We start from the raw sequence: 12218 nt of genomic DNA, 5'->3' as shown, positions 1-12218 counted from the left end.
TCGATGCTGGCCTGCGGAAGTATATGCTGCAGGTCTATAACTACATGGCATCCGGCGTGCTGCTGACGGGCATTGTCGCCGGTGCTGTTGCATCATCCCCAGCTGCGATCGAGATGATTTTCGGCTCTGGTCTGAGCTTGGTTGTAATGTTGGCACCGTTTGCTTTCATCCTGGCCTTGAGCTTTGGCATCAACAAAATGAGTGCGGCCACTGCACAGGCAGTGTTCTGGGCATTTGCTGCTGTTATGGGGCTGTCTTTGTCCTCTATTTTCTTGGCCTACACCGGTGAGAGTGTTGCGCGGGTCTTCTTTATCACAGCAGGTGCTTTTGCTGGCTTGAGCCTTTATGGCTACACCACAAAGAAAGACCTCTCAGGCTTTGGTTCGTTCTTGATTATGGGCCTGATCGGTATCGTGATTGCCAGCTTGGTCAACATCTTCCTGCAAAGCTCCGCCATGCAATGGATGATTTCCGTTGTTGGCGTCCTCGTCTTTGCTGGGCTTACGGCCTATGACACGCAAAGAATCAAGCTGATGTATAGCGAACTTGATGACAGTGAGGTCTACGGCAAGAAGGCAATTATGGGCGCGTTGTCACTGTATCTGGATTTCATCAACATGTTTCTCATGTTGCTGCATCTGTTTGGCAATCGCGAATAGCTTTTGAGTCCATTCGAAACAAACCGCTCGGCAGCTTCGGCTTCCGAGCGGTTTTTCTTTGTGCAATTTTCGGGGAAGTTTAAGGCCGACCACTCCTGAGATGGTCCATCGCCGCGTTGAGTTGGCTCATTCGTTTGTGGTTGCCGTAGGGGCTGTCCGGGTGATGAATGGTCGCCAGCATCCTAAAACGATTGCGAAGCGTGCTTGAATTGGGTGCCGGTCCGGGCGGGAAGCCCAGAACATGCATCGCATCTTCCCGCGACGTAATACCTTGGGCCAGGGGGTCGAACGACAAAACCGAGACAAGGGCGCGAAGCCGTTCCAATTCATCATCTGCATCCATAAATTCGTCGTCAGGTGGCCCGGCATCTGTGGCTTCATCAAGCCCTACTTCAGACCCAGCAACGTCGAGAGCATTCGCCTCATCTTCGCTCTTTCCGCTATCGACATTGATCCGCATTTCGCCACTTTCAAAAGCCAGCGCGAGCCCTAGCGCTTTTCGGACCAAGGTCACGTCGAGCCCAGGTGACATACGAACCTGCAACCGGGGTTTGCGCCGCCACAACCTTCCTTCTGCAGCACCCGACTTAATTGTTACGGTTTCGCGATCGTCCCTGCTGGGTTCGCCTGGATCAGCAAATGCCGAGATGATTTCTTCTGGCACCACCAAAACAACCGATCGAGTCATGTCGGCAACGTTGACCTTTCGTCGCTCCGCCAACGCCAACACGGCGTCCCTAAATGTGCTTGAGCAGGTGACGGTGTAGGAATGTTTTCGATTTTTGCCGTTCATGAAAAGTCCTGGAACCCTTTGCCTAAAATAATCGTATGCCGAAACTAAACTACGACGGCAGAGGCAAAGAAGCCGCTGACTTAAACCGCCTTATATCATTAATCGGAGAATTTAAGGGATTCAGCCTTTCAGTCAACTACGAAAGTAGTTTTTTTGTGAAGCCCTTCGTTGACGTAAGATTAAGAGGCTGAAAGTATATTTTAATACATTGATATTTAATGATTTTTGTATTTAACAGAGAACTCTTTACCTACGACTCTAAGCGTTGATAGGTAATATTCTAACGATCGATCAGACAAAATAATGGTAAAAATGAGCAATTATCCGATACCGATTCGGTATCTAATAAATGCATCAATGGGGCTACCCGAAGCCATAATTTCCGTACTGAACGCGTTTCGAAACTAGGTTCTCAACTAATTAAGACGCTTTTGAATGAACGAATTGCATCGCCGCCTATATTCAATATTCCCGGTCTTATCCATCTGCATGAGGGAATTCGACCCAAAATGTGGGGCCGTGACCCAATTCATTCTCAGCCCCAATTCGACCTCTCATCATTCCGATTAAGGACTTATCCACGCTCAATAGATGTTATCCGTTCGCTACAACGGGAGATACCAATCACCCTTTGTTTATTTCGCATAGATATCGACATTGCTTCTACCTGAGCCGCTATCATTTCCCCGCACCCATTGCATGAGCAACTCTCGAGCTCGGTTGTTTGTTTAATTTCCCTGAAATCCACCACGCCGTTTCGACCACTTTGTTTAGGTCAATTCCCGTCGAAAGAGACATTCCATCAAGCATATAGACCACATCCTCAGTTGCGACATTGCCCGACGCCCCGTCTGCATAAGGACATCCGCCGAGACCACCGACGGCACTGTCAATTGTTGTCACCCCCAAGTCGATCGCCCGAAGAATATTTGCAAGCGCCTGGCCATACGTGTCGTGGAAATGAACGGCAATTTTATCGATGGGAATTAGATCCGCTACGGCGTTAATTAATAATTTTGTTCTTAGGGGATCGCCAACGCCAATCGTGTCTCCCAAACTCACTTCATAACACCCCATCTTCAGCAGGCGCTCAGCGACTTCGGCAACGTCTGTAACTGGCACTTCGCCTTGATAAGGACAGCCCATCACGCACGAAACATAACCGCGCACGGGAATGTTTAATTCTTTCGCGCGCTCAAGCACAGGACCAAACCGAACAAAATTTTCACCAATCGAACAGTTGGTATTTTTTTGGGCGAAGGCCTCAGAGGCCGCCGTAAAAATAGCGACGATATCTGATTTCGCGGAAAGCGCGCGCTCAAACCCTAAGGTTTGGCACAAGAGCCGCGTAGGTAGTGTTTTTGTTGCGCTCAATTCGTGCCAGAACATCTTCGCTATTTGCCATCTGCGGAATATATTTAGGCGAGACAAAACTTCCTGCTTCAATAAACGACAGGCCACAATTTGACAGTCGGTCGATTAGTTCCGCCTTAACCTCGACGGCCAAACCCTTGGATTCATTTTGCAATCCATCTCGGGGGCCGACCTCAAATATTGTTATGTCGGAGGGCGCCTTCATTTATTTGCTCCAACTTGGCGGCCTTTTCTCTAAGAATGAAGAGACCCCTTCGATGGCTTCCGGGCGCGCTCTGATATCAGCAAGTTTCGCCGTCAATGTTGCTCGCATCTCCGGCGAATTATTCGTACCCGCAACGGCAGCGATAACCTGTTTTGCTTCTGCAATTGCCTTTGGTGCGCCCTTAAGTATCTCGTCAATCAGTCGCTCCGACATTGCGTTTAGCGCGTCCTCGTCTGCCACGACCTCGTGAACCAGACCAATTTTCTGGGCCTCTTCCGCGCCAAACCGTTCTCCGGTTAAAAAATAGCGCCGCGCCTGAGGGGCACCGATTTTATCGATCACGTAGGGCGAAATTGTTGCCGGGATCAGACCGATGCGGACTTCAGATACTCCGAATTTAGCGCTCTGTTCTGCAAGTGCGATATCGCAACACGCTACCAGCCCTGTTCCACCGGCGATTGCCGCCCCCCGGACAAGCGCAATCGTCGGTTTCGCCAAGGTCGCCAAGGCCTCCAAAAGCGCGCTCAATTTACCGGCATCGCTGATGTTCCTGTCGCGATCATAATCGGCTGATTGGCGCATCCAATTGAGATCAGCGCCTGCGGAAAAAGATTTTCCAGCACCAGTAAGTAAAACAACCCTGATCGAGTCGTCTTGGGCAACATCACGTAAAATACCGTGAAGAACGTCGATCATCTCCGGGTTAAAGGCGTTGTGAACCTCGGGACGATTCAAGGTGATGCAGGCGACACCTCGTTGATCTATCTCAATTTTTACAATTGTATCGCTCAATACCGTGGCTTCCGTTACATGTGGAAGATACCAAATTTAGTATCTGGAATGGGCGTTCATGAAATTCGATATTAAAGCGTAGAATCCGGCATGCAAAGTGCCAGAGTGCAAAGAGAACGCTGTTGCATACTGCTGCGAAGAATATATAAATTCTACAAATTGTGTATTTTTACGGAAAATCTGTATATTTTTAATCTATGAATAAAATCGACAGTGAAAATTCATCGCAAACTTTGGCCTTATCTGCTTATTCGCGAATTCGTGCGGATATAATAGATGGTACATTAGAGCCAGGAAGAAAGCTCCGGATCGCTGAGTTGTGCGATACTTATGAACTCGGTTCGAGCCCCCTTCGCGAAGCACTCAATCGGGCCTGTGCCGATGGTCTCGTCTTAAAGCGCGAACAGCGGGGGTTCTATGTCTCGGAAATCAGCGAACTGGATTTATTGGCGCTTACAAATACCCGTCTTTGGCTAGAAGAAACTGCGCTTCGGCAAACCCTTTGTAATGACCCGGAAGGATGGGAGGAACGAATTCTCGTTGCCTTTCATCGGTTGCAGAAAAATTCGAAGACAATAAAAGATGAAAATTTTTTATCGAATACGTCTTGGGGCGAATTGCATCGCGATTTTCACATGGAACTGGTATCAGGCTGTGGTTCGGAATGGTTGATTAGATACTGCGAACAGCTTTACGACCAATCCCGCCGGTACAGAATAAAAATAAGTTCGACGCGGACCACGCGCCCACGCCGGAACCGAGAAACAATAAACCGGCACCGTGATCTTATAGATGCCTGTATCGAGGGCGATGTGGAGGCGTCGGCCAAGGCATTGGCGGAGCACTACCTATTGTCGGCAGAGGCTGTTCTTAATACGAAGCTTCGACTTCTAGAAAACCCATTTAGGATTGTGGAACTAGAGAAGTGACTCAGAGATACTGCGGGCCAAATCTGTAAAGTCGTCATCAATCGGAAGACGCAATCCATCATTGAAACGATTAAGCATTCCCATTCCAGCGGCAACAAATGTAATTTCTACGCGCTGCTGTGGATTGTAGGCCGATGTAAATCGCTCACAAACATCGTCAGGAATATTGGCTGAATCCTGGGTCAAGGCTGCCGAGAATTCGAGGGCGGCACGTTCATCATTGCTAAACACGGGATGAGTCATGAAGGCATTAATGTTATCGATCTTCTCTACCGAAACACCCATTTTAGTAATTTTTTTGATCTGGTGGGTAGCGCAATAAACGCAAGAATTTAGGTTTGAAACCAAAAGCCGAATGAGGATTGTCAGTTCCGGGTCCAACGAACCGCCATTCGCCGCTGCCGACAAAAACCCACGCGCTTTGATTGCCATTTCATCGGCATGTGCCATCGCCCTAACGCTATGAGACAACATCCCCCGCTGTTTGGCAGCAGACTCTGCATACCCCTTAAACTCGGGACCGAAGTCCTCTAGATCTAGAGCGGGAACTAAGGGATCACGGGCGGCAAAATTATCAAATTTGGTCATGTCTTCCTCTCAGCATAACGGCGGGCAGAGAAAATTCGGACCGAACCCATGGAGAACTATTCCTATGGTGTTCGGTCCGTTTTTAGTTTCATTGGAGGGGTTATAAATTCCCACCCAATTCAATCGTGTCGTCGTACTTTACTTTTGTATCCAGGCTTTTGAAATACCACCTTTGTCATTGGCGATGATATCTCCACGGCAGTTGGTCTTCATACCTTGTAGGCGTGACCGACTGGCCTGCGCGATTGGCAGATAGCCCAGGAATGCAATCGGGACGTCCCTGTGCAACACGGCGAGCACTTTGCGATATTCTGCTTTGCGTGCCTTATGATCCGTAATGCCGCGGGCTTTATCCAAAAGCTTATCGAAGTCCTTATTGATGTACTTACCAAAATTGAACTTCGCCTTGGAATAGAAGAACCGGTCATAGGTGGATGCCGGGTCGGGTGCATATGCCAGATGACCAATGCTGATATCAAACTTCTGTTTGATGCGGCGTTTGTGATGCGCCGATTTATCCATCGACTTGATGTTTACCTTGATCCCGACTTTCTTGAGCTGCGCCTGTACCACGGTGGCAAGGTTCAAGAGGATCGATTGGTTAGGAACAATCGCATTCACCGTGACACCGTCCGGGTACCCTGCTTCCTTCAGCAGCGCCCGCGACTTTGCGAGGTCTTGCGGATACGGTTCCTTAACACCGGGGTGGTTCCAGGTTGATCCAGGATAGTAAGGTTGAACGCCTGCCTTGGATAATCCCCAGGTGATGGCATCCATCAGTTCCTGTTTGTTCAAGGCATAAGCAAGTGCGCGACGCACCTTAATGTCTTTGGTCGGTCCGGCAATATTATTCATATTCACGTAGAACCAACGTGCGCCACTTCGGATGCTTGTTTGGAGTCCCTTAGGAGCCTTTTTAAGCAGGTTCGGCACGACCTCAGGCGGAAGTGCCCATACCCAATCAACGTCCCCAGCGCGAAGAGCTGTATAGCGTACCGTCGCGTCGGGGATAGGCCTGAGGGTAACATTATCAATGTACGGCAGCTTGTCGCCGTTCGGCGCTTTTTTCCAATAGTTGCCGAACTTCGTAACCTTCGCATATTGCTTAGGCTTCCACTCGACAAACTTGAAAGGACCTGTGCCAATCGGATGCGGCGGCTTGGCTTCAAAGCTGTCAGGGTGGGTGATGAAGAACAACGTCGGTCGAATTTTCACCAAGAAACCGTAGTCACCTTTTTTCAGCGAAAGCTTGAGCGTGTATTTGTCGATCACTTCGATTTTCTTGACCGACTTGTACGTTTTCCGCCGCGGGGATTTTGTTTCCTTGGCCTTGAAGTGGTCCATGTTCGCCTTAACGATTTCGGCGGTTAGTTCTTTGCCGTTATGGAACTTCACACCTTTACGTAAATGGAACGTGTATGACTTGGCACCGGGACCAACGTCCCAGGATTTCGCCAAGCTTGGCACGATGTCGCAGGTCTTGCTGTAGGTCACCAAGCTTTCGGCAACCAAACCGCCGAATTGCGCGGTGGGATTTCCTAACGTCCGGTGTAAATCTGGAGTGTACAGATCACCATACATCCCCATCGTAACTGAGCCACCGTATTGCTGCGCCTCAGCCTCGCTTGTGAAAGCCAAATTGGCACATGCCAAAATGGCTGCCGTCGATATAAGTACTTTCTTAATCATGACTTCTTACCTCCTATTTGTTTAGCTTCCATAAGTTCGTTTGTTTAACTCTGCATTTTTTTGCAGTTATTTTTGTCCGATACGTCGGCCTTGTTTTCGTCGTTTTTTATTCCAGTGTGATCCTTGGGTTTGAGTACTTGTAGAGAATGTCGACGATGAAATTCACGCCGACGAAGATAAGCGCAAATATTAGAATGAGCGCTTGAACGAGGGGGTAGTCGCGGCTGTACACCGCATCGACCACCAGGCTACCGACACCTGGATAGGCGAACACATATTCGACAACGACGGTGCCACCTAACAAATTTCCGAACTGAATTCCGATAACCGTGATCACCGGGTTCAAAGCATTCCTTAGCGTATGTTTGAAAATCACCGTGCGCTCCGGCACGCCCTTGGCGCGCGCGGTGCGCACATATTCTTTGCCCAGTTCTTCCAGCATTTCGGACCGGGTCATTCTGGCAACGATGGCCGCCATGCCCGTGCCCAACGTTACGGACGGGAGAACCAGATACCACAGCGTCTTCAAGGGATCGCTCCAGGAAAACACATAGCCTGATGCGGGCAGGATCGGGAAAAACAAAGCGAAGGTGAGGATCAACATAATCCCCAGCCAGAAGTTTGGAATGGACATCCCCAGAAGCGCGAACGACATGGCAGAATAGTCCGCCACGGTATTCCTTTTAATCGCCGCCAGGACTCCGGCTGGGATCGCAATCAAAACCGAAACCAGCGTCGCCCCCAGCGTCAGCAAAATGGTTGGCGGAAAGCGTTCCAATATGATTTTAATGTTCGACTGTTGGTAATGGATTGATTCGCCAAAGTCGCCTCGCAGAATATCGCCCATCCAACCGAGGTATTGAAGATGCAGCGGCTTATCCAACCCCATCTCTTTTTCCAAGACCTCACGCATACTCGCATCAATGCTGTCATCGCTGGCCATGATGTAATCAATCGGGTCACCCGGAATGAGATGCAGCAAAAGGAACACAAACACCGACACAAGAAGCAGCGTCGGGATCAGCATCAGGAGGCGGTTGAGAATATACTTCAGCAACATTTTATTTTTATGTCCGCTAGCGCAAATGACACGCGACCGAGCGAAGACCCTCCTTTGCCTCAAGAGTTGGTTCGATCTCAGAGCAGGTGCTTGTCGCCACAGGGCATCGGCCAACGAATACACAGCCCGCCTGTCGATTAATTAAATTCACCATATCGCCCTTGAGCAGGCTGGGGTTGAATTCAAGGTTCGGGTCGGGCTCCGGTATCGCCGAAATCAAGGCTTCGGTGTAAGGGTGCAACGGGTTGTTGAAGAGATCATCGACCTGACCCATCTCAACAATTTTCCCGCCATACATGACCGCCACCCGTTCACAAAAATGTTCGACAACACTTAGATCATGGGCAATGAACAGGTAGGCCAGTTGTTTGGTATCTTGGAGTTTTCGAAACAGGTTTAGAACTTGCGCCTGCACCGAAACGTCCAAGGCGGACACTGCCTCATCCGCGATAATCAGGTCGGGTTCCAAGGCCATGGCGCGGGCGATGCTGATGCGTTGACGCTGCCCGCCGCTGAATTCGTGGGGATAACGGTCGCGCTGTTCTGGCTTTAGGCCAACCAACTCAATCAACTCATCGACCCGGTCGTTGATCTCATTTTTCGGGACGATCTTTTGTAGACGAAGCGGATTACCCAATGTGTCACGAACCCGCATGCGTGGATTAAGGGACATGTACGGATCTTGAAAGACCATCTGAATGCGGCGGCGTACTGATTGGAACGTCGCCTGCGACATCTCTAGAATTTCTTGGCCACTAAAGCTGATCCGGCCCCCGGTCGCGTCGATCAATCGTGTGATTAGGCGTGCCGTCGTTGACTTGCCGCTGCCGCTTTCGCCGACCAGACCAAAGGCTTCGCCCTTGTTAATCGAGAAATTAATGCCGTCGACGGCCTTAAGAACGTCTTCCGCCCCGCGCTTGAACGAAAAGAACGAACTCATCCCGAAGTGCTTGGTCAGGTCTTCAACTTTTAAAATTTCTTCACGCATGATCATTCTCATTGTCGTAAAGATGACAGGCTATTTGACGCCCTTCTGTCGTTCTTAAAATTGGGTCTTCTTCATGGCATCGCTGAATTGCATGTTCGCATCGGGGTGCAAAGTTACAGCCCTTAGGTGGGTTCATAAGATCGCAAACGGTTCCTGGGATCGGGTCCAGATCATGGCGCTTCTGACCGCGACGCGGCAGGGCGCGTAACAATCCTTGGGTATAAGGGTGCTGTGGGTTCTCAAAGATCGTGTTCCGGTCGGCAAGCTCAACAATATTACCGGCATACATCACCGCAATCCGATCACAGAGGACCGCCGCAACGCCAAGGTCGTGAGTGATGAAAATCAGTGCTTTGCCCAGACCTTTTATAAGTTCGCGCAGGAGATCGAGAATTTGTGCTTGGATCGTCACATCCAGTGCCGTCGTCGGCTCATCCGCGATCAGCAGGTCTGGATCACATGCCAGCGCAATCGCAATTATTACCCGCTGGCGTTGTCCGCCGCTGAGTTCGTGGGGATAGCTTTTGACCCGTTCCGTCGGATTGGGAATGCCGACTTTATCAAGCATGTCCACCGATTTAGCGTAGGCATGCTTCTTACTGAGACCTTCGTGGATTTGATAGCATTCCGCTATTTGATCACCGATGGTATAGGCTGGATTTAAGGCCGCCATAGGTTCTTGAAAAATCATCGACATTCTAAGGCCGCGATAGGAATACATCTCGCGTTGGGTTTTTTTCAGCAGGTCTTCGCCCTTAAAAACAACCTCTCCTTGGGTGATTTTTCCGGGCGGCGCGGCAATCAACTGCATCAGGGAAAGAGCCAGCACGCTTTTTCCCGACCCGCTTTCCCCGACAATCCCAAGTGTCTCTTTCTCATGCAGTTTGAAGGACGCTTTATCGACGGCGGTGAGAATACCTTTTCTGAGGAAAAATTTGGTCTCTAAGTCTCGAACATCTAGGAGCACGTTATTCATTGGATGCGTGCTCCTCACTCAGCCGTGGGTCCAAGACGTCCCGCAGTCCGTCACCCAGCATGTTTAAGCCAAGAACCGTAAAGCAAATGGCGAGGCCCGGGAAAATCGCACCCCAAGGATAGAATTCCATCGCGCCTTTGGCAGCGTGGAGAATATTTCCCCAGCTGGGTGTTGGTGGTGGCACACCAAGGCCCAGAAAGCTCAATGAAGATTCTGAAATAATTGCCTGGGCAAAATCCAACGTGCACTGAACCAAAATTGGCGCCATGCAATTTGGTAAAATCTGCCGGAACAAAATCCGAAAATTTGATTCCCCTTGAACCCGTGCCGCCTCGACATATTCTTTTTCCCGTTCGGCAAGCACGGAACCCCGAACAATTCTGGCGAAATGCGGTGTGTACCGGATCGCCAGCGCAATGCAGACATTGGTCAGCGACGCGCCCAAAACACTGACCAAAGCGATGGCCAACAATATACCGGGGAATGCCATAATGGCATCCATGACCCGCATGATGGAATTATCCCAGACCCGTCCCGCGTATCCAGCGACGGCACCAACGAACACGCCCATCACCAATGCGGCGCTAACCGATCCCAACCCGGCGATGACGGATATTCTGGCACCGTAGATAACCCGTGATAAAAGATCACGACCGAAACTATCCGTGCCAAACGGATGCGCCCATGACAATTCAACCAGACGTTCTTTGAGATTGATTTCGTCTGGGTCATAAGGCGCGATGATGGGTGCCAGGGCGGCAACGATTGCAACAATCGTTACGAAGATAAGCCCGGCGGCCGCCATTCTGTTTTCTGAAAACCGAACGACCAGCCCGCGCAACGCTGGCGACAGCCATGAAAAGTTCATGCTGTTGGCAGAAATTGCGCTCGTTGATCTTAAATCGCCGGCCATAAAAAATGGTCCTTGGTTCAGTAACGACGGATGTGGCTCAGTGTCCTACACAATAGTAATCGGGGTGCCGACGGGCTGGGCGGGTTTATTCTGTCCAGCAAGCCATTCAATATCTTTGCGCGGGCTATCGCCTTTGATGAAGAACCGCGCGCGGCCTAATTTTTCAATCTCGATTTCCAAAGTGTCGCCAACGTTGATGGGGCCAATGCCGTCGTGATGAGTCCCTGTCGCGATGATATCTCCCGGTTGAAGCATCTGATATTTGCTGACCCAAGAAATTTGATCGTCGATCTTGTGGCCCATGTCGCCGGTGCTGTAGTTCTGGCGTGCCTCTCCATTCACCCAAGACTTCACCTGCAGATTATAGGGGTCGGGGATTTCATCTTTGGTGGTGATCCAAGGCCCACACGGTGAGAAAGTATGTTGGCCTTTGGGGATCAATTGACTGCGCCGGATCATGCCGCGTGCTGAAACATCAAAGAATGGGACGTACCCAAAGACATAGTCCATCGCGTCCGCTTCACTGACATGCTTGGCTTGCTTGGACATGACAAAGGCAAATTCGGCTTCCGCATGATAGACTTCAACGGCAGGAATATTGACCAGTTCGATGGTTCCCTCTGGCCCCACCAACTCCGGTGCTTTGTGAAAAAATTCGTTTGGCAACTGCTCTACGGTGCGACCCGGTTTATCAAGATAGTTCACAAATGCCGCCAAGCATTTGCTCGGTCGCGGCATGGGAGCCAATAAGGTGACGTCCGTTAATGCAACACCATCCGTGGCGGCGACGATTTTATCGATTTCACTACGATAGGTCTCGAAACCCTCGATCAAGACATCCATAACGCGTTGCGGGCCTCTTTCGGCACGGTGGCTGATTATTTCACTGACATCGACCACCCGATCACCATTCTTGAGAATTCCAATTTGGTCGTCGTTAAAGCGAAGTATTTTCATGTTAATTGATCCCGCCCGTTGATTTATTGAACGCCGTTATGGTCGCTCAGGTTTCAAATTCACGTCTCATTAGCCCGTCGAATTTCAGGTTAAAAATATACACGATCATTAAAGAAATTAAAATAATATATATTTTTTCAATCAATCCAGATGTCTCAACGAGACAATCGAGTGACCTGTTTCCTTAAGGAAAACCTCGCCTAAGGCAGAGTTAGGATCAGTTGAAATTGGCAAATTCTGATTTAAACATAGCTCGAACAACCGAATTGGAAAACGTTGGATGAAGGATATCGTG

Annotated in this window: 11 protein-coding genes and 1 pseudogene; 2 read left to right on the top strand and 10 right to left on the bottom strand. The window is 49.9% G+C overall.

Annotated features, from left to right (window positions below):
- Positions 1-659 (top strand): Bax inhibitor-1/YccA family protein (locus tag HOM51_13730; GenBank protein ID MBT5035568.1); only part of this gene is annotated, 659 nt, incomplete at its 5' end.
- Between the two features lie 79 nt (positions 660-738).
- Here the strand turns inward: HOM51_13730 and HOM51_13725 are convergent.
- The 3 genes and pseudogenes from HOM51_13725 to HOM51_13715 all read right to left on the bottom strand — a co-directional run bounded on the left by HOM51_13725 (position 739) and on the right by HOM51_13715 (position 3823).
- Positions 739-1452 carry a J domain-containing protein gene (locus HOM51_13725; GenBank protein MBT5035567.1) on the bottom strand — a complete coding sequence of 238 codons (714 nt, stop codon included), beginning with the start codon at positions 1450-1452 and terminating at the stop codon, positions 739-741.
- A gap of 678 nt (positions 1453-2130) precedes the next feature.
- Positions 2131-3031: pseudogene (locus HOM51_13720) on the bottom strand (hydroxymethylglutaryl-CoA lyase).
- Positions 3032-3823: an enoyl-CoA hydratase/isomerase family protein gene (locus HOM51_13715; protein ID MBT5035566.1), complete on the bottom strand. Its 792-nt coding sequence runs from the start codon at positions 3821-3823 to the stop codon at positions 3032-3034.
- Positions 3824-4020: 197 nt separating this feature from the next.
- Here HOM51_13715 and HOM51_13710 point away from each other — a divergent pair, with 197 nt between their 5' ends.
- Positions 4021-4752, top strand: a complete 732-nt coding sequence (locus HOM51_13710; GenBank protein ID MBT5035565.1) for a GntR family transcriptional regulator — start codon at positions 4021-4023, stop codon at positions 4750-4752.
- Here the strand turns inward: HOM51_13710 and HOM51_13705 are convergent.
- The 7 genes from HOM51_13705 to HOM51_13675 form a co-directional block, all read right to left on the bottom strand.
- Positions 4741-5340, bottom strand: coding sequence for a carboxymuconolactone decarboxylase family protein (locus tag HOM51_13705; protein MBT5035564.1), 600 nt, complete (start codon positions 5338-5340; stop codon positions 4741-4743). The two genes, HOM51_13710 and HOM51_13705, sit on opposite strands and share 12 nt — an antisense overlap.
- A gap of 138 nt (positions 5341-5478) precedes the next feature.
- Positions 5479-7029: an ABC transporter substrate-binding protein gene (locus tag HOM51_13700; GenBank protein MBT5035563.1), complete on the bottom strand. Its 1551-nt coding sequence runs from the start codon at positions 7027-7029 to the stop codon at positions 5479-5481.
- Positions 7030-7135: 106 nt separating this feature from the next.
- On the bottom strand, positions 7136-8086 hold the full coding sequence (locus HOM51_13695) for an ABC transporter permease (protein ID MBT5035562.1): 951 nt from the start codon (positions 8084-8086) through the stop codon (positions 7136-7138).
- Positions 8087-8105: 19 nt separating this feature from the next.
- Positions 8106-9089, bottom strand: coding sequence for an ABC transporter ATP-binding protein (locus tag HOM51_13690; protein MBT5035561.1), 984 nt, complete (start codon positions 9087-9089; stop codon positions 8106-8108).
- Positions 9070-10053, bottom strand: a complete 984-nt coding sequence (locus HOM51_13685; GenBank protein ID MBT5035560.1) for an ABC transporter ATP-binding protein — start codon at positions 10051-10053, stop codon at positions 9070-9072. Before HOM51_13685 ends, HOM51_13690 begins: the two co-directional genes overlap by 20 nt.
- The gene (locus HOM51_13680; GenBank protein ID MBT5035559.1) at positions 10046-10921 is read right to left on the bottom strand and encodes an ABC transporter permease; all 876 of its coding nucleotides are present in this window, start codon (positions 10919-10921) and stop codon (positions 10046-10048) included. The genes HOM51_13685 and HOM51_13680 overlap by 8 nt, the downstream gene beginning before the upstream one ends.
- 90 nt (positions 10922-11011) lie before the next feature.
- Positions 11012-11923: a fumarylacetoacetate hydrolase family protein gene (locus HOM51_13675; protein MBT5035558.1), complete on the bottom strand. Its 912-nt coding sequence runs from the start codon at positions 11921-11923 to the stop codon at positions 11012-11014.
- Between the last annotated feature and the right edge of the window lie 295 nt (positions 11924-12218).

Source organism: Rhodospirillaceae bacterium, assembly GCA_018660465.1.
Lineage (GTDB): Bacteria > Pseudomonadota > Alphaproteobacteria > Rhodospirillales > JABJKH01 > JABJKH01.
The sequence above is the reverse complement of the archived record's forward strand: the minus strand, read 5'-3'. Positions and strand labels throughout refer to the sequence as shown.